At 71.2% G+C, this 16,963-nt stretch carries 16 protein-coding genes; 8 read left to right on the top strand and 8 right to left on the bottom strand.

The features are described 5' to 3' along the window. The coding region (locus tag KUM32_RS25355; protein ID WP_217144271.1) for a streptophobe family protein at positions 1 to 1,484 on the bottom strand (1,484 nt) is incomplete at its 3' end. A 241-nt stretch (positions 1,485 to 1,725) separates the two neighbouring features. Here KUM32_RS25355 and KUM32_RS25350 point away from each other — a divergent pair. Beyond that, positions 1,726 to 4,410, top strand: a complete 2,685-nt coding sequence (locus KUM32_RS25350) for an FHA domain-containing protein (RefSeq protein ID WP_308408716.1) — start codon at positions 1,726 to 1,728, stop codon at positions 4,408 to 4,410. A gap of 108 nt (positions 4,411 to 4,518) precedes the next feature. Here the strand turns inward: KUM32_RS25350 and KUM32_RS25345 are convergent, their stop codons facing one another. The 3 genes from KUM32_RS25345 to KUM32_RS25335 all read right to left on the bottom strand — a co-directional run bounded on the left by KUM32_RS25345 (position 4,519) and on the right by KUM32_RS25335 (position 7,439). Continuing rightward, on the bottom strand, positions 4,519 to 5,244 hold the full coding sequence (locus KUM32_RS25345) for a transglycosylase SLT domain-containing protein (RefSeq protein WP_217144269.1): 726 nt from the start codon (positions 5,242 to 5,244) through the stop codon (positions 4,519 to 4,521). A 351-nt stretch (positions 5,245 to 5,595) separates the two neighbouring features. Further along, positions 5,596 to 6,744, bottom strand: coding sequence for an S-adenosylmethionine:tRNA ribosyltransferase-isomerase (locus KUM32_RS25340; protein ID WP_217144268.1), 1,149 nt, complete (start codon positions 6,742 to 6,744; stop codon positions 5,596 to 5,598). Then, positions 6,741 to 7,439 carry an SDR family oxidoreductase gene (locus tag KUM32_RS25335; RefSeq protein WP_217144267.1) on the bottom strand — a complete coding sequence of 233 codons (699 nt, stop codon included), beginning with the start codon at positions 7,437 to 7,439 and terminating at the stop codon, positions 6,741 to 6,743. Before KUM32_RS25335 ends, KUM32_RS25340 begins: the two co-directional genes overlap by 4 nt. A 218-nt stretch (positions 7,440 to 7,657) precedes the next feature. Between KUM32_RS25335 and KUM32_RS25330 the strand changes: the two genes are divergently transcribed. The 3 genes from KUM32_RS25330 to chpE all read left to right on the top strand — a co-directional run bounded on the left by KUM32_RS25330 (position 7,658) and on the right by chpE (position 9,838). After that, on the top strand, positions 7,658 to 8,803 hold the full coding sequence (locus KUM32_RS25330) for a GAF domain-containing sensor histidine kinase (RefSeq protein WP_217144266.1): 1,146 nt from the start codon (positions 7,658 to 7,660) through the stop codon (positions 8,801 to 8,803). After that, on the top strand, positions 8,796 to 9,437 hold the full coding sequence (locus KUM32_RS25325) for a response regulator transcription factor (protein ID WP_217144265.1): 642 nt from the start codon (positions 8,796 to 8,798) through the stop codon (positions 9,435 to 9,437). The genes KUM32_RS25330 and KUM32_RS25325 overlap by 8 nt, the downstream gene beginning before the upstream one ends. Before the next feature lie 155 nt (positions 9,438 to 9,592). After that, the gene (gene chpE / locus KUM32_RS25320) at positions 9,593 to 9,838 is read left to right on the top strand and encodes a chaplin ChpE (protein WP_217144264.1); all 246 of its coding nucleotides are present in this window, start codon (positions 9,593 to 9,595) and stop codon (positions 9,836 to 9,838) included. Positions 9,839 to 10,065: 227 nt separating this feature from the next. Here chpE and KUM32_RS25315 read toward each other — a convergent pair whose 3' ends face one another. Further along, a complete protein-coding gene (locus tag KUM32_RS25315; RefSeq protein ID WP_217144263.1) occupies positions 10,066 to 10,845 on the bottom strand; it encodes a hypothetical protein in 780 nt (259 codons plus the stop codon). Positions 10,846 to 10,997: 152 nt separating this feature from the next. Here KUM32_RS25315 and KUM32_RS25310 point away from each other — a divergent pair, with 152 nt between their 5' ends. The 3 genes from KUM32_RS25310 (at position 10,998) to KUM32_RS25300 (ending at position 13,409) form a co-directional block, all read left to right on the top strand. Beyond that, on the top strand, positions 10,998 to 11,795 hold the full coding sequence (locus tag KUM32_RS25310; protein ID WP_217144262.1) for an ABC transporter ATP-binding protein: 798 nt from the start codon (positions 10,998 to 11,000) through the stop codon (positions 11,793 to 11,795). A gap of 54 nt (positions 11,796 to 11,849) precedes the next feature. After that, positions 11,850 to 12,281, top strand: coding sequence for an NfeD family protein (locus KUM32_RS25305; protein ID WP_217144261.1), 432 nt, complete (start codon positions 11,850 to 11,852; stop codon positions 12,279 to 12,281). A gap of 171 nt (positions 12,282 to 12,452) precedes the next feature. Further along, positions 12,453 to 13,409, top strand: a complete 957-nt coding sequence (locus tag KUM32_RS25300; RefSeq protein ID WP_217144260.1) for an SPFH domain-containing protein — start codon at positions 12,453 to 12,455, stop codon at positions 13,407 to 13,409. A gap of 139 nt (positions 13,410 to 13,548) precedes the next feature. Here KUM32_RS25300 and KUM32_RS25295 read toward each other — a convergent pair whose 3' ends face one another. The 3 genes from KUM32_RS25295 to KUM32_RS25285 form a co-directional block, all read right to left on the bottom strand. Beyond that, on the bottom strand, positions 13,549 to 14,055 hold the full coding sequence (locus KUM32_RS25295) for an HNH endonuclease (protein WP_217144259.1): 507 nt from the start codon (positions 14,053 to 14,055) through the stop codon (positions 13,549 to 13,551). A 196-nt stretch (positions 14,056 to 14,251) separates the two neighbouring features. Further along, positions 14,252 to 14,791 (bottom strand): YbhB/YbcL family Raf kinase inhibitor-like protein, encoded by a 540-nt coding sequence (locus KUM32_RS25290; RefSeq protein ID WP_217144258.1) that lies wholly within the window; start codon positions 14,789 to 14,791, stop codon positions 14,252 to 14,254. 49 nt (positions 14,792 to 14,840) lie between these two features. After that, positions 14,841 to 15,623, bottom strand: a complete 783-nt coding sequence (locus KUM32_RS25285; RefSeq protein ID WP_217144257.1) for a sporulation protein — start codon at positions 15,621 to 15,623, stop codon at positions 14,841 to 14,843. A 148-nt stretch (positions 15,624 to 15,771) separates the two neighbouring features. Here KUM32_RS25285 and KUM32_RS25280 point away from each other — a divergent pair, with 148 nt between their 5' ends. Then, on the top strand, positions 15,772 to 16,413 hold the full coding sequence (locus KUM32_RS25280; protein ID WP_217144256.1) for a DNA-3-methyladenine glycosylase: 642 nt from the start codon (positions 15,772 to 15,774) through the stop codon (positions 16,411 to 16,413). Positions 16,414 to 16,963 lie beyond the last annotated feature (550 nt).

Raw genomic sequence — 16,963 nt, 5'->3', positions numbered from 1 at the left:
CCCGTGCCCGTGCCCGTACCGGTCCCCGTGCCCGAGGCCCGGTCCGCGCCCCCGAGCCCACCCCCCGCCACCCCGGCTGCACTCCGTGCCAACGGCGTCGCCCGTCGGCCCGCCGCCCCGCTCACCCGTGCGAGCAACGCACCGGCACCCCCCGCGCCCGCGCCCCACGCGGCACCCAGCAGCAGCGCCGTGCCGAGATGCCCGCGCAGGCCGATGCCCGCCCCGGACACGTCGACGCCGAACACCGAGAGCGAGGTGTCCACGGACACCTCCGCCAGCCAGGCCGACAGCGGCAGGGTCAGCGCGGTCCCGACGCCCAGCCGCAGCGCACACCGGCCCGCGAAACCGAACGAGCCCGCCTCCTCCCGCGCCACCGGCGTCCGCACCGCGGTCAGCACCCCGGCCAGCAGCATCAGCAGTGCCGCCGCCACCCCCAGCAGCCACACCCGCCCGTCCAGCTCCGCCAGCCGCCCCAGGGTGACCGGCTCCTCGGCGCCTGCGCCCAGCAGCTCGTCCAGCGGATCCGGGAGAACCCGGACCAGCTCACCGGTGGCCTGCCCGTCCCACGGCACGAACAGGCCGATCGGTACGCCCAGCCAGACCCCGTTCGGCGCCCCCAGCAGCGCCGCTCCCGCGATCCGCCGGGGATGGTCGTCACCGATCGCCGCGTACGCCGCCGCCGCGTAGCCGGCCGCCACGGCCGTCAGCGCCACCGTGACGAGGGCGGACACGGCCGGCCGCACCACCCGGTGCAGGACCTCGCACCCGCGCGGCAGGGGAGCGCGGCGCGAGGCGAGCAGCGCGATCAGCAGGACCCCGGCGGACCAGGCCAGCCCGCCCAGCAGTGTCGGCACGGTGTCGACCGTGAAGCCGACGGTGACCTCGGCGTCGACGAGGTCACCGATCCGGTCGGGCAGCAGCCCGCCGATGTCCCCCACATCACCGAGTCCCGGAATCTCGAGGCCCCCGCCGCCGCCCGTTCCGCCGCCGGACAGGCCGTCCAGCCCGAGCGAGCCACCGTCGACCGTCACGACGTCGTGCCCCACCCAGGCCAGTCCGCCCAGCATCGCCACGAACAGGGCGACCACCGCGCCCGCACGCGCCAGGAGTTCGGCGGGTGTGACCACGACTCCGGCCGCCCGCAGCGACCGCAGGAAGAAGAACGACAGGAGCAGCGCACCGACCAGCCCCACACCCAGTGGCGTGATCTCGACGGCGGCGTGCGCCTGAGCCCCTGTCAGCCCGAACGCGGACACGTCCCCGGCCGGTGTGACCGAACCTCCTGCCCCGAGGGCCACGACCGCCGAGGTCATCGGCCCCGACGAGCCCGCCGCGTCCGCGTCCAGAAGCCGCAGACCGAGCGCGGCCGTCCCCGCCATCCCGATCAACGCCCAGCTCACGGAGGCGATCGCGGACATCAGGACGTCGCCCCACGGGACCCTGGTGCCGTACCCCTCGGTTCCGACGCTCGTGGACGCGCTCATGGCAGACCCCCCGAACCGCGGCGCGGCGGGGTTGCCGCGCATGTCCCCTCTCGCGTGGATTACCACTCTCCGGGCAGGTTTCAACCCCGTCAACGGAAACGGCCGGTGGGCGCCTGCGCGGTCTTCACGAGGCCCGACTTTCGGTCAGGGGGCCGAGCCTGAAATAGTTCCCCCCGATGTTCGACATCCCTAGACTCCCCGCGACGGGGGTAATTCGGGGGACAACTCAGTGGGGCATGGAGTGCCGGAACTCGTACTGGAATCTAATGGACGGACCTGGACGCTCGATCCGTCCCGGTCCTACGCGCTCGGACGCGATCCGCAGGGGGAACTTGTCTTCGACGACGCCAGGGTCTCCTGGCGGCATGCCACGATCAGTTTCGACGGCCGCAGTTGGGTCATCGAGGACCACGGCAGCACCAACGGCACGTTCGTGCACGGGCAGCGCATCCAGCGGATGGAACTCGGCGCCGGCACGGTGCTGAACCTGGGCAACGCGACCGACGGACCGCGCGTGAACCTGACCGGCGGCGAGTCCGCCGTCGGCACGCCGCAGGCCCAGCCCCGGCAGCAGCCGTACGCCGCGCAGGGCGCGAACGCGGGCTGGGCCCAGCAGGCACCCGCCCAGGAACCACAGCAGCAGGTACCTCAGCAGCCCCAGGCACCGCAGCATCAGGCAGCGCAGCCCCAGGCACCGCACCAGCAGGCACCGCAGCCCCAGGCACCGCACCAGCAGGCACCGCAGCCCCAGGCACCGCACCAGCAGGCACCGCAGCACCAGGTCCCGCAGCAGGCCGCCTGGCAGCAGCCGCAGCAGGCACCGCAGCAGCCGCAGCAGCACGCACCGCACATCCCCCAGCAGCAGGGGCCCGGTGGCGCGGCGGGGGCGCCGCCGGTCCACGGCGACCGCAGCCCGACCACGTTCCACCAGTTCTCGCTCGGCCGCGTCATGCGCATCGGCCGCGCCCTGGAGAACGACCTGGTCGTCTCCGACCTCCAGGTCTCCCGCCACCACGCGGAGTTCCACTCGACGCCCGACGGCCGCATGGAGATCCGCGACCTGGGCTCGCACAACGGCACGTACGTCAACGGTCAGCCGATCGCCAAGGGCGGCTCCCAGCTGCTCGGCCCGACCGACGTCGTGGGCGTCGGCCACTCGACGTTCCAGATCGTCGGCGACCGGCTCGAGGAGTTCGTCGACACCGGTGAGGTGTCCTTCTCCGCCCGTCACCTGACCGTCACGGTCGACGGCGGCAAGCAGATCCTCAAGGACGTCTCCTTCGGCGTGCCCGAGAAGTCGCTGATCGCGGTCATCGGCCCGTCCGGCTCCGGCAAGTCCACCCTGCTCAAGGCGCTCACCGGGTACCGGCCCGCCGACCAGGGCGAGGTCCTCTACGACAACCGGAACCTCTACAAGCAGTTCGCCGAGCTGCGCCAGCGCATCGGTCTGGTCCCGCAGGACGACATCCTGCACAAGGAGCTGACCGTGAAGAAGGCCCTGAAGTACGCGGCCAAGCTGCGCTTCCCGGCCGACACCACCGGCGCCGAGCGCGACGCCCGCATCGACGAGGTGCTGCGCGAGCTCAAGCTCGACATCCACAAGGACAAGAAGGTCACCTCCCTGTCCGGCGGCCAGCGCAAGCGCGTGTCCGTCGCCCTGGAGCTGCTGACCAAGCCGTCGCTGATCTTCCTGGACGAGCCGACCTCCGGCCTCGACCCGGGCATGGACCGCGACGTCATGCAGCTGCTGCGCGGCCTCGCCGACGACGGCCGAACCGTCCTCGTCGTCACCCACTCGGTGGCCGAGCTGGCGATCTGCGACAAGCTGCTGGTGATGGCACCGGGCGGCTCGGTCGCCTACTTCGGCCCGCCCGAGGAGGCGCTGAACTTCTTCGGCTACGACTCCTGGGCCGACGTCTTCTCCGCCTTCGAGAACTACCGCGACTACGACTGGGCGGGCCGCTGGAAGGGCTCGCAGCACTACCAGATGTACGCCGCGGACATCGACGCCGTCGCACCGCAGCCCGTACAGGTGCCGCCCATGCAGGCGATGAAGCCGCCGAAGCCGCAGGGCTGGATGTCGCAGTTCATGACGCTGGTGCGGCGCTACGTCTCGGTGATCGTCTCCGACAAGGGCTTCCTCGCCCTGATGGTGATCCTTCCGGCCGTGCTCGGCGCGGTGAGCCTGCTCATCGACGCGGACAAGGGTCTGCTGCCCAACCCGCCCAACCCGAAGAGCGGCCGGATCATCCCGAACGGCACCGCCACCACGGTCCTGCTCATCCTCGCTGTCGGCGCCTGCTTCGCCGGCGCCGCGAACTCCGTCCGCGAGCTGATCAAGGAACGGGTCATCTACGAGCGGGAGCGCGCGACCGGGCTGTCGCGTTCCGCGTACCTGATGTCCAAGGTGTTCGTCCTCGGCATGATCACCGTCTTCCAGGGGCTGCTGGTCGGCGTGATCGGCTTCGCCAGCCGGGAGATCCCGCAGGAGGGCCTGATCCTCGGCAGTGCCACCTTGATCGAGCTCTCCCTGCCGATCATGGCACTCGGCTTCACCTCGATGATGTTCGGGCTGATCATCTCGTCGCTGGTGAAGACCGCGGAGAAGACCATGCCGCTGCTGGTCATGTTCGCGATCATCCAGGTCGTCTTCACCGGCTGCCTCTTCGCCCTGAACGACGCGGTCGGCGTCAACCAGTTCTCGTACCTGATGCCCTCGCGCTGGGCGGTCGCCGCCGCGGGCGCCACGCTGGACTTCAACAGGATCAGCCCGCCCGAGGCGGGCGGTGAGACGGACCCGCTGTGGGAGCACTCCGTCGGCGCCTGGGGGATGGACATGGCCGCCCTGATCGCCCTCGGCGTGATCTGCGGATTCTTCGTCGCCCGCTTCCTGCGCCGCCACGAGCCCGAGGTCATGCGCAAGTAGCCGCGGCCGGCCACACCGCGCCGAACGCCCCGAAGGGCGGCACCCGTCATGAGGGTGCCGCCCTTCGGCGTTCGGCTCTGCGCCGGCGTGAAGAGGTCCGCGCTGACCTCAGTACGCGCTGTCGACGTTGTCCATGGTGCCGTACTTGTCCGCGGCGTAGTTGCACGCGGCGGCGATGTTGGCGACCGGGTCGTAGATGTCCCAGGACGTGCCGGGCACGTGGTAGGCGTTGAACGTCGGCGGGATCACCTGGAGCAGGCCCTTGGACGGGATGCCGTTGATGGCGTTGATGTCCCAGTCGTTGATGGCCCTCGGGTTGCCGGAGGACTCCCGGATGATGTTGCGGTGGATGCCGCTGTAGCTACCGGGGATGTCGTGCTTGTCCATGATGGCCATGGCCTCGCGGATCCAGCCGTCGAGGTTGTCGGCGTAGCTCTTCGCCGAGACCTGCTTGACCTCGACGCGCTGGGCGGACCGGCTCGTGGTCGCCTTGGCCGCGCGCGTCTGCGTGGCCTTCTCGGCGGCGGCCTTCTTCGCGGCGGTCTTGGCGGCGGCGGCCTTGGTGGCCGCCTCCTTCTTCGCCTCGATGGCGGCGACCTTCTGGTCGGCACCGGCGAGCCGGCCGGTGACCTCGGGGTGCACGTGCTGGATCTGCTGGGTGCTGTACGCCACCTTGGCCGTGGGAGCGGCCTCGCTCGTGGTCGTCTGACCGCTGGCCGGCACGGCGGTGAACGCGACAGCGGCGGCGCCGAGGGTGCCGACACCGGCCATCGCGACCTTGTGGGTGCGGTTCAGGGGACGACTGGGACCACGGGAAAGGATGTTCTTGAGCATGGCGGGATAGACCTCTTCGAATAGCGCGGAGGTCGCTCTCGTCCGGTGGGGACAGGGGTGCTTCCGGCACAAACGCCGCGGGGGGGAGCCCACGGCGCTGAGCGACGAGAGCAATTCTTAGCGGCGGCAAAATCCGGAGGCAAAGGTGTGACGTACGATCCCGGGTAGTGGATCAGGGAAGGGCGAAACGGGGCAGACTGGACCATCTGCCCCGCTCAAAACGGACGAGTCGTTCTCCTACTCCCCTTCGTACGTGACCTGTGCCCTATGTGCGGGCTCACATCGGCCCCGCGCCCTTCTCACGGATAGTTGCTGAAGCAATGCGATGAGTGAAGGGCTGGACGGGCTCTCCTACGGCAGGAGGAGATGGACGTCCCCGAACTCGTGCCACAGGTAGCGCTCACGCACCGCCGCCTCGTACCCGCGGTCGATCGCCGCCCGCCCCGCCACCGCCTCCAGCATCAGCAGATGCGAGGCCTCGGGCTCGTGCAGCCCCGTCAGCAGCCCGTCCACCACCCGCACCCCGCGCCGCGGGGTCACGACCAGATCCGTCCACCCCGCCCGGGCCCGTACGACCCCGTCGGCACCGGCCGCCGACTCCACCGCCCGCACGGCGGTCGTCCCCACGGCCACCACCCGCCCTCCCCCCGCCCTCGCGGCGTTGACCAGGCGCGCCGACGCCTCCGGCACGGAGAACCGCTCCGGGTACGGCGGCTCGTGCGCCTCGGCGGACGCCACCCCCGTGTGCAGCGTCACCGGCGCGAACTGCACCCCCCGGCTCACCAGCTCCGCCACCATCCGCGCCGTGAAGGGCCGTGCAGCGCTCGGCATCTCGGCGCTGCCCGACCCATCGGCCGAAGGCAGGGCGAACACCGTCTGGTACACGGACAGCGGCTGGTCCCGTTCCGTGTAGGAGTAGCGAATGGGCCGCCCGTGCCCCCGCAGCACCGCCGGCACCTCCGCTCCCGACACCCGCGCCCACCACAGCCGCTGCCCGCGCGCACTCAACGGCTCCTCCAGCACCAGCCGCGCGCCCCCCGGCAGCCGCACCTCCGTCCCCGCCGGTCTCCCGCCACCGCCCTTCGCCGGCGGTACCCCGCGCCCTGCTCCCGTACGCCCCCGCGCGGTCGCTCCCCCTTCTTCTCCCGCACGCGCGCGCGTGCTCACCCTCACCTCCGCACGCGCGCGCGTGGTGCCCCTTCCGTCCGGGTCCCGCAACTCCACCGCCCACCGGCCGTCGTCCCCACGCGTGGAGAAGTGCACCACCACGCGTGCGTGCCCGACCCACCCGTCCACGGCGGCGGCCAGCGTGGGCGACGTGTTGACGATCAGCAGGTCACCGGCCCGCAGCAGCCCCGGCAGCTCCCCGAACCTGTGGTGCGACACCTCGCCACCCCGCGACACCAGCAGCCGTACGTCGTCCCGGTCCAGCCCGGGGCCCCGCTGCTCGGCCGGCACCCGGGCCGACAGCTCCCCGGGGACATGCGGGACCGGCGTCATCGCCGCTCCTCCAGCAGCGCCGGAGCCCCGTAGCGACCGCTGGCCGGCCGCTCGTCCAACAGCCTCAGCAGCGCCGGAACGACACTCGCCGGAGCGGGCCGCGGATCGTCGTCGTCCGGTACGGCCGCCGCGTACAGGTCCGTGGCCATGTCCCCGGGGTCGACCGCCCAGACCCGCAGCCCCGGCTCCTCGACGGCCAGCACCGCCGCCAACTGGTCCAGCGCCGCCTTGGACGCCCCGTAACCGCCCCACGTCTCGTACGCCTCCGCCGCGGCGTCCGAGCTCACCGTCATGACCGCGCCCGCCCGTGCCGTGCGCAGCAGCGGCAGCGCCTCCTGCACCAGGCCCAGCGCGGCCACCACGTTCACCTCCAGCGCCCGCCGCAGGCCGGCCGGCGACAGCTCCTCCAGCCGCACCAGCGGCTCCGCTCCCAGCGCGCTCGCATTGCTGACCAGCAGGTCCACCCCGCCCAGCCGCCAGGCAGCCGCCACCAGACCGGCCCGGTGCCCGGCATCCGTGACATCCCCCGGCAGCGCCGTCACGCGTGTGCCGTACGCCTCCAGCGCCGCCGCCGTCTCCTCGAGCACCCCCGCGGTCCTGGCGTCGAGCACCAGGTCCCAGCCCCGCGCCGCCAGCGCCTCGGCGAGCGCCCGGCCCAGACCCTTCGACGCCCCGGTGATGACCGCAACCGGCATGACACACGTCCCCTCGTCGTCCACGCCGCCCGATCGGACCGGCGTGCTCCGCACCGTAGGAACCGGGCCGCGCCGGCCGCCTCGGGCACGGGCCGCAACCGTGCGGGGCCCTTCGCCCTAGGACCGACGGGCGGGACCTCCGGCCTAGGCCCACCGTCCTAGGCGGCTGCGGCCGCAGGGCCGATCCCGCCCTCGCGCCCCGCCGGTACCGTGAGGACATGAGTCACGGCCCCCGGACCGGCCTCGCCGCGGTGAGCTCCGCGCTGCTGGCCATGAGCAGGCACCTCGAGGTGCGCGACGTCCTCAAGACGATCGTCGCCTCGGCCCGCGAGCTGCTCGACGCGCAGTACGCGGCGCTCGGCGTCCCCGACGACCACGGCGGCTTCGCCCAGTTCGTGGTCGACGGCGTCAGCGACGAGCAGTGGAAGGCCATCGGCCCCCTGCCCCGCCAGCACGGCATCCTCGCCGCGATGCTCCGGGAGGCCACGCCCCAGCGCCTGGCGGACGTCCGCAAGGACCCCCGCTTCGAGGGCTGGCCGTCCGCCCACCCCGACCTGGCCGACTTCCTGGGGCTGCCGATCCGCGACGGCGACGAGGTGATGGGCGCACTCTTCCTCGCCAACAAGAACTGCGTGAAGCCCGAGGGCGGCTGCGGCTTCACCACGGACGACGAGGAACTGCTGGGCATCCTCGCCCAGCACGCCGCGATCGCCCTCACCAACGCCCGCCTGTACGAACGCAGCCGTGAGCTGACCATCGCCGAGGAACGCTCCCGCCTGGCCCACGAGCTGCACGACGCGGTCAGCCAGAAGCTCTTCTCGCTGCGCCTGACCGCCCAGGCCGCCGCCACCCTGGTCGACCGCGACCCCGCGCGCGCCAAGGGCGAGCTGCAGCAGGTCGCCGAGCTCGCCGCGGAGGCCGCCGACGAGCTGCGCGCCGCCGTCGTCGAGCTGCGCCCCGCCGCCCTGGACGAGGACGGCCTCGTCGCCACCCTCCGCACCCAGATCCAGGTCCTCGACCGCGCCCACAGCGCGCGCGTGACCTTCACCGGCCACGGGGTCAAGGCCCTGCCCGCCGCCCAGGAGGAGGCGATGCTGCGCGTCGCCCAGGAGGCGTTGCACAACGCTCTGCGCCACGCCGCGGCGGAGCACGTCGACGTGACCCTGCACCGGCGCGGCACCGGAGCCGTGCTGCGCGTCACCGACGACGGCAGCGGCTTCGACCCGCGCACGGTGCGCCGCGCGGGACGGCACCTGGGCCTGGTCTCCATGCGGGACCGGGCGAACGGTGCCGGCGGCAGGCTGACCGTGGAATCGGCGCCCGGCAAGGGCACCACGATCGAGATGGAGGTCCCCGGTGGCTGACGCGATCAGGGTGCTGCTCGTCGACGACCATCAAGTGGTCCGCCGGGGCCTGCGCACCTTCCTGGAGGTGCAGGACGACATCGAGGTGGTCGGTGAGGCCGCGGACGGCGCGGAGGGAGTCGACCGCGCCGAGGAGCTGAGGCCCGACGTGATCCTCATGGACGTCAAGATGCCCGGCATGGACGGCGTCGAGGCGCTGCGCAGACTCCGGGAACTGGACAACCACGCGCGCGTGCTGGTCGTCACCAGCTTCACCGAGCAGCGCACGGTGGTCCCGGCCCTCCGGGCGGGCGCGGCGGGCTACGTGTACAAGGACGTCGACCCCGACGCGCTGGCCGGTGCCATCCGCTCCGTCCACGCGGGGCACATCCTGCTCCAGCCGGAGGTCGCGGGCGCACTGCTGGCCCAGGAGGAGAGCGGCTCCGGTCAGGGGAGAGCCGGTTCCCTCACGGAGCGGGAGCGGGAGGTGCTGGGCCTGATAGCGGACGGACGCTCCAACCGGGAGATCGCCCGTTCCCTGGTGCTCTCCGAGAAGACCGTGAAGACCCACGTCTCGAACATCCTGATGAAACTCGACCTCGCGGACCGCACCCAGGCCGCCCTGTGGGCCGTACGCCACGGAGTGACCGGCTGATCCCGTACGCGGCGGCAACCCGGAGGGTTCCCCTCCGGTCCGAGATTCATACCGTCGTGGGAATGTCACCCACATGGCGCATCCTTCGCCGGGTCCGGCCGTTCTCCAGTACGTGCCGCGGCGACCGCCGCGGCGACCGTAGGGAGGGTCTGCACATGAAGAACCTGAAGAAGGCAGCGGCCGTGACGATGGTGGCCGGCGGGCTGATCGCCGCCGGCGCGGGCATGGCCTCCGCCACCGAGGGCTCCCACGCCCACGGCCAGGCCGTCGGCTCCCCGGGCGTCGCCTCCGGCAACGTGGTCCAGGCGCCGGTCCACGTCCCGGTGAACGCCGTCGGCAACAGCGTCAACGTCATCGGTGTCCTGAACCCGGCCTTCGGCAACCTGGGCATCAACCACTGACCGAGGCCGACGGCCACAACGACCCCCGGCCTCCCGGCCCCACCCGGGAGGCCGGTCGTCGTGCGATGCGGCCACAGAGGCCAGTCGTGCCGCTCGGGGGCCACGGGTGGGCGACGGGGGCACCTCCCAGGCCGTTCAGGCACTGGGGGAGGCACCCCGCCGACGCCGGGCCGCGCCCCGCCGGAGACGTCAGATCAGAGCGACGCCCCCGCACAACCCGAGGGACGTCACCGCTCCCGCTCCTCCACAACGGAGTTGTACGCCGCCACCTGCGCCCGCCGAGCCGTCCGCTCCACCGGTCGCAACGCCTCCCCCCGCGCCGCCATCTCGGACGCGCTCACCGCACCCCCGTGCCCGTTCTCGTACGCCAGCGACACCAGCGCCCCCACCCGCTGCGCCAGCTCCAGCACCCGCACCGCCCGCGGCGGATACCCAGGAGCCAGCACCTCCCGGCCCCGCTCCGCCCGCGCCCGGTACGCCGCGACCGCCGCCTCGGCCACCGGCCCCGACCCGGCGACGTCCAACCGCGTCAGCACCTCCGTGGCATCGCGCAGCGCCTCCGCCAGCTCCCGCTCGGCCTCTCCGAGCGAGGGCACGTCAGCCGGCGGCGCCTCCCGCACCGGCAGGCAGTGCCAGACGACCTGGACGTGCACGTCGCCCTCGGGCCCCGCCTCGTACACCTCCGGTACCAGTCCCAGCGCGGCCCCGTGACAGACCACCGCCTCCTCGGCCTCCAACGCCCGCGCGTTGAACTCCGGCGGCCCGCTCAGCCCCAGCGGATGGCCCGGCGCGGGCAGCGCGACCCGCAGCCCGGTCACCCCGAGCGCCCGCAACCGCCCGAGCGCCAGGGTGAGACCGACGGGCCCCGCTTCACCCGGCAACCCCTCCACCCGGTGCACCGCGTCCTCGTCGACGATCGCGATCACGGCGTCGTCCGGTGAGACCATTCCGGCAATGAGGGCATTTCCCCAGGCGGCAAGGCGCCCTGCACGTGGTTCCGAGAGCATGCCCCCACCCTAAGGACCGGACCGATGGAACAGCGAAGGCGACCGGTGGCGTAGATTTCCTGGAGGGCCTGCGCCCACCGGCGCGGCGGCCCGAGCCACAGGCGTACGCGACAGCCGAGACCGGCCACACTGCAAGGGGAGACAACGCGCTCATGAGCGATGTTCTGGAGCTTCAGGACGTATCCGTGGTCCGCGAGGGCCGGGCTCTGGTGGACCAGGTCTCCTGGTCGGTCAAGGAGGGCGAGCGCTGGGTCATCCTCGGACCCAACGGCGCCGGCAAGACCACCCTCCTCAATGTCGCGTCCAGCTACCTTCACCCCAGCCAGGGCACCGCCACCATCCTCGGCGAGACGCTCGGCAAGCCCGGCACCGACGTCTTCGAGCTGCGCCCGCGCATCGGCATGGCCGGCATCGCCATGGCCGACAAGCTGCCCAAGCGCCAGACCGTCCTGCAGACCGTGCTGACCGCCGCGTACGGCATGACGGCGGGCTGGCACGAGGACTACGAGGACATCGACGAGCAGCGCGCCCGCGCCTTCCTCGACCGCCTCGGCATGACCGAGTACCTCGACCGTAAGTTCGGCACCCTCTCCGAGGGCGAGCGCAAGCGCACGCTGATCGCCCGCGCCCTGATGACCGACCCCGAGCTGCTGCTCCTGGACGAGCCGGCCGCCGGCCTCGACCTCGGCGGCCGCGAGGACCTGGTCCGCCGCCTCGGCCGCCTCGCCCGGGACCCGATCGCCCCCTCGATGATCATGGTGACCCACCACGTCGAGGAGATCGCCCCCGGCTTCACCCACGTCCTGATGATCCGTCAGGGCAAGGTCCTCGCGGCGGGCCCGCTGGAGCTGGAGCTCACCTCCCGCAACCTCTCCCTCTGCTTCGGACTCCCGCTCGTCGTCGAGCAGGTCGGCGACCGCTGGACCGCACAGGGGCTCCCCCTGTCCTGACCCGCCCCCCGTGCGCCCTGTCCCCGGCGCGTCCCGCGGACCTACCATGACGGCGTGAACGACATCGACGCATGGGTGTGGTGGCTCGTCGCCGCGGCAGCGCTCGGAATCCCGCTCGTCGTGACCGCGATGCCGGAGTTCGGGATGCTCGCCGTCGGCGCGGTCGCCGCCGCCGTCGCCTCCGGGTTCGGTGCGGACCTCGTCGTCCAGGTACTCGTCTTCGTCATCGTCTCGGTCGCCCTCATCGCCGTCGTACGGCCCATCGCCGCCCGGCACCGCTCCCAACGGCCCCAACTGGCCACGGGAGTGGACGCCCTGAAGGGCAGACAGGCCGTCGTACTGGAACGGGTCGACGGCACCGGCGGCCGGATCAAACTCGCGGGCGAGGTCTGGTCGGCGCGCGCACTCGACACCGGCCGGGCCTACGAAGCGGGGCAGGAAGTGGACGTCGTGGACATCGAGGGGGCCACGGCGATCATCATGTGACCGGCCGGACGCAAGTGGCCCGAACGTGCCCCGGGGCATGCGACGGTCTGTCAGACTCGACCAGCAAGATCTTCAACAGCCGTAGGATCAGCAGTCATCAGGGTCACCAGGCCGACAGATCCTTGGACATCCGCCGAAGAGCTCAGGCGGAGAAGGGTACGCGGAGCCACGATGCAACCGGTCATCATCGTTCTGATCATCCTGGTGGTGTTGGTCTTCATCGCCCTGATCAAGACCATCCAGGTCATCCCCCAGGCCAGCGCGGCCATCGTCGAGCGTTTCGGCCGCTACACGCGGACGCTGAACGCGGGCCTCAACATCGTGGTCCCGTTCATCGACACCATCCGCAACCGCATCGACCTGCGTGAACAGGTCGTCCCGTTCCCGCCGCAGCCGGTCATCACCCAGGACAACCTGGTCGTCAACATCGACACCGTCATCTACTACCAGGTGACCGACGCCCGCGCCGCGACCTACGAGGTCGCCAGCTACATCCAGGCCATCGAGCAGCTCACCGTCACCACCCTGCGCAACATCATCGGTGGCATGGACCTGGAGCGGACCCTGACCTCCCGCGAGGAGATCAACGCTGCCCTGCGCGGAGTCCTCGACGAGGCGACCGGCAAGTGGGGCATCCGCGTCAACCGCGTCGAGCTCAAGGCCATCGAACCGCCCACCTCCATCCAGGACTCGATGGAGAAGCAGATGCGCGCCGACCGCGACAAGCGCGCCGCCATCCTCCAGGCCGAAGGTGTCCGGCAGTCCGAGATCCTGCGCGCGGAGGGCGAGAAGCAGTCCCAGATCCTGCGCGCCGAGGGTGAGGCCAAGGCCGCCGCCCTGCGCGCCGAGGGCGAGGCCCAGGCCGTCCGCACCGTCTTCGAGGCCATCCACGCCGGCGACCCCGACCAGAAGCTGCTCTCCTACCAGTACCTGCAGATGCTCCCGAAGATCGCCGAGGGCGACGCCAACAAGCTCTGGATCGTCCCCAGCGAGATCGGCGACGCCCTCAAGGGCCTCTCCGGCGCCATGGGCAACTTCGGCGGCATGGGCGGCGGTTCGGGGGGCGGCAGCACCTCGGGCAGCTCGGTCCCGGCCCAGGAGCGCCGCGAGAAGCCGAGCATCGACTGACGGGACGACACACCGCCGGTTCCCCGCATCCCGCTGAGGGGCGCGGGGACCGTGTCGGTGTGCGGCTTCCCCGCGTGGCCGCGACCGCCGGCCACCCATGACCACCGGCCGAAGCACGACCGTACTCGACAGACGCTCGCTACGCCGCGTCCAGCGCCAGCCACTCCGGCAGCGCGTCGAGGTCGTCGCGGGCCAGCGCCAGCAGCATCGCGTCCGCGGGCGTCGGCTCGAACGGCGCCCGCAACAGCGGCATACCCGCCTGCTCCGGCGTCCGGTTCGCCTTGCGGTGATTGTCCTCCGCGCACGAGGCGACCGTGTTCAGCCATGTGTCCTGCCCGCCGTGCGACCGCGGCACCACGTGGTCCACGGTCGTCGCCCGCCGACCGCAGTACGCGCACCGGTGCCGGTCCCGGACCAGCACCCCCCGCCTCGACCACGGGGCACGTCTTCGGAAGGGCACCCGTACGTACTGGCACAGCCTGATCACCCGGGGCGCCGGTATGTCGAGCGCGGCTCCGCGCATCCGCAGTTCGGGGTGGGCCTGTTCGACCACGGCCTTGTCCTGGAGCACCAGAACGACGGCTCGGTTCAACGTCACCGTCGACAGCGGCTCGAAGCTCGCGTTCAGCACCAGCGTGTCCCGCATACCAGCCCACCTCCCGTGTGCACCGGCCCACCCCCTGGCGGGCTGGGACCAACTCTGGCCGGGCACGCCGAGATGGACAACGCAATATCCGCTGCTCCCACGGGGGGCGCCCCCGCGACCCCGGACACAAAAACGCCCGCCCCTGATCCATTCCAGGACCGGGGGCGGGCAAACGTCCCAAGAACGCCGGGAAGGCTCAGCTCTCGGCGGGCACCTCGTACTCACCGATGAGCTGGGCCCGCGCGATCGTGTGGAAGCGCAGATTGAAGCCGACGAACGCGGGGGTGCTCTCCGCGTCCGGTCCCAGCTTCTCCTGGTCCACGGCGTACACCGTGAACACGTACCGGTGGGGCCCGTCCCCGGCGGGCGGGGCGGCACCGCCGAAGTCCCTGGTGCCGTAGTCGTTGCGCGCCTGTACGGCCCCCTGGGGCAGCCCTTCGAAGGTGCCGCTGCCCGCACCCGCGGGCAGCTCCGTCACCGAGGCCGGGATGTCGAAGACCACCCAGTGCCAGAACCCGCTGCCCGTCGGGGCGTCCGGGTCGTAGCACGTCACGGCGAAGCTCTTGGTCTCGGCGGGAAAGCCCTCCCACCGCAGCTGCGGAGAGGTGTTGCCGGCCGCGTGGACCTGAGCGTCCTTGAGCGTCGCGCCCTCCTGGACGTCCTCACTCGTGACCGTGAACGACGGCACGGGCGGGTGGAAGTCATGGGGGAGTGGACGCCGCTTGAGCTCGGTCACCTCGGTACCTCCTGATCGTTCGGTGCAGAGATGACCGAGCCTAGAGCCCCTAGAACCAGTTGCGCTTGCTGCCGACCTCGGACAGCCACTGATTGAGGTAGGCCGTCCAGTCGGTGCCCTGGTAGTCGTTCAGCCCCACCTTGAAGGAACGGAACGTGTCGCTGCCCTCGCTGAACAGACCCGGCTTCTTGTCCATCTCCAGCACGACGTCCATCGCCTGCGCGTCGGCCACGAAGCTCAGCTCGACCTGGTTCAGCCCCCGGTACTGCTGCGGGGGGAGGAACTCGATCTCCTGGTAGAAGGGCAGCTTCTGGCGCGTACCCCGGATGTGGCCCCGCTCCATGTCCGCGCTCTTGAAGCGGAAGCCCAGCTGTATGAACGCGTCCAGGATCGCCTTCTGCGCCGGCAACGGGTGCACGTTGATCGGGTCCAGGTCACCGGAGTCCACGGCGCGCGCGATCTCCAGCTCCGTGGTGACGCCGATGTTCATCCCGCGCAGCGCCTGACCGTCGATCATCGTGACCGGCGTCTCCCAGGGGATCTCCAGCCCGAACGGCACCGCGTGCACGGCGCCGGCCTTCAGCTCGAAGGCACCACCGAGCCGTACCTTCGTGAACTCGATGTCCTGCTTGTACTCCTGGTCCCCGCTCTCCACCTCGACCTTGGCCTGCAGCCCGACCGACAGCGCCTCGATCTGCTGGTCCACGGAGCCGCCCTGGATCCGCACCTCGCCCTGGACGACACCGCCCGGGACGACGTTGTCCTCGCTCAGCACGGTCTCGACCGAAGCCCCGCCGGCCCCCAGGCTCGCGAGCAGCCTCTTGAACGCCATGTCTCTCCCTCTTCAGGCTTTACGTGTGAACCCTTGATCCCTACAAACGCGATCCGACCGTGGCCGGTTCCGCGCCCTCCACCCTGGCAAGACGGACGCCTTCTCGCCCGGCCCGCGTGCGGGCCCGCCTGCGTTAGGCTCGGACGGCATGTTCGCGAGCCTCGACCGTACGCCCCTCTCCAGGGATTTCTTCGACCGTCCCATCCTCGAGGTAGCTCCCGACCTCCTGGGCCGCATCCTCGTGCGGAACACACCGGACGGCCCGATCGCCCTCCGCCTGACGGAGGTCGAGGCCTACGACGGTCAGAACGACCCCGGCTCCCACGCCTACCGCGGACGCACTCCCCGCAACGACGTGATGTTCGGTCCTCCGGGACACGTCTACGTCTACTTCACCTACGGCATGTGGTTCTGCATGAACCTGGTGTGCGGCCCAGAGGGGAAGGCGAGCGCGGTCCTGCTCCGCGCCGGCGAGATCATCGAGGGTGCCGAGCTGGCCCGCACCCGTCGGCTCTCGGCCCGCAACGACAAGGAACTGGCCAAAGGCCCGGCACGCCTGGCCACCGCCCTGGGCGTGGACCGCGCCTTCAACGGCACGGACGCCTGCTCGACGGAGGACACCCCGCTGCGCATCCTGACCGGCACCTCCGTGCCCCGCGACCAGGTACGCAACGGCCCGCGCACCGGAGTGGCCGGCGAGGGCGGTGTCCATCCATGGCGTTACTGGGTCGCCGACGACCCGACGGTCAGCCCGTACCGGGCCCACGTGCCGAGGCGGCGTCGCAGTTGACTCTCCCTTGGGGGACGCGTAATGTAGCCCGAGCCGCTTGACCCGGGTACGGCAATCGCCTGCAGCCGGAAGCGGCCAACCCACTACCTACCTCTTCCCCTCAGCGGGAGTGAATTCGGCGTGTCCGCATGCCCGAATTCGAACTCGCGGGACTCGATTATGAGTCCACGGAGGAATCGGCTAACGTAGTGAATGTCGAAAGGCCGACGGACGAAAGTCCGGAAGCCACGGCACATCCCGCCGACAGGGAATCGGATCGGAAAAGGATCTGATAGAGTCGGAAACGCAAGACCGAAGGGAAGCGCCCGGAGGAAAGCCCGAGAGGGTGAGTACAAAGGAAGCGTCCGTTCCTTGAGAACTCAACAGCGTACCAAAAGTCAACGCCAGATATGTTGATACCCCGTCTCCGGCCATCAGGCTGGGACGAGGTTCCTTTGAAAAACACAGCGAGGACGCTGTGAACAGTCGGATCATTCCTCCGACTGTTCCGCTCTCGTGGTGTACGCCGGATCACCGGCAAGCATTCACGGAGAGTTTGATCCTGGCTCAG

Source organism: Streptomyces sp. AC627_RSS907 (assembly GCF_019049165.1).
This window is presented reverse-complemented; position numbering and strand designations above follow the sequence as displayed.

Bases quoted from the DNA above. Each gene is read 5' to 3' on its own strand.
- KUM32_RS25330 (WP_217144266.1), top strand. From the start codon at position 7,658: ATGAGTCACGGCCCCCGGACCGGCCTCGCCGCGGTGAGCTCCGCGCTG.
- KUM32_RS25315 (WP_217144263.1), bottom strand. From the start codon at position 10,845: ATGCTCTCGGAACCACGTGCAGGGCGCCTTGCCGCCTGGGGAAATGCC.
- KUM32_RS25335 (WP_217144267.1), bottom strand. From the start codon at position 7,439: ATGCCGGTTGCGGTCATCACCGGGGCGTCGAAGGGTCTGGGCCGGGCG.
- KUM32_RS25340 (WP_217144268.1), bottom strand. From the start codon at position 6,744: ATGACGCCGGTCCCGCATGTCCCCGGGGAGCTGTCGGCCCGGGTGCCG.
- KUM32_RS25310 (WP_217144262.1), top strand. From the start codon at position 10,998: ATGAGCGATGTTCTGGAGCTTCAGGACGTATCCGTGGTCCGCGAGGGC.
- KUM32_RS25345 (WP_217144269.1), bottom strand. From the start codon at position 5,244: ATGCTCAAGAACATCCTTTCCCGTGGTCCCAGTCGTCCCCTGAACCGC.
- chpE (WP_217144264.1), top strand. From the start codon at position 9,593: ATGAAGAACCTGAAGAAGGCAGCGGCCGTGACGATGGTGGCCGGCGGG.
- KUM32_RS25300 (WP_217144260.1), top strand. From the start codon at position 12,453: ATGCAACCGGTCATCATCGTTCTGATCATCCTGGTGGTGTTGGTCTTC.
- KUM32_RS25295 (WP_217144259.1), bottom strand. From the start codon at position 14,055: ATGCGGGACACGCTGGTGCTGAACGCGAGCTTCGAGCCGCTGTCGACG.
- KUM32_RS25285 (WP_217144257.1), bottom strand. From the start codon at position 15,623: ATGGCGTTCAAGAGGCTGCTCGCGAGCCTGGGGGCCGGCGGGGCTTCG.
- KUM32_RS25280 (WP_217144256.1), top strand. From the start codon at position 15,772: ATGTTCGCGAGCCTCGACCGTACGCCCCTCTCCAGGGATTTCTTCGAC.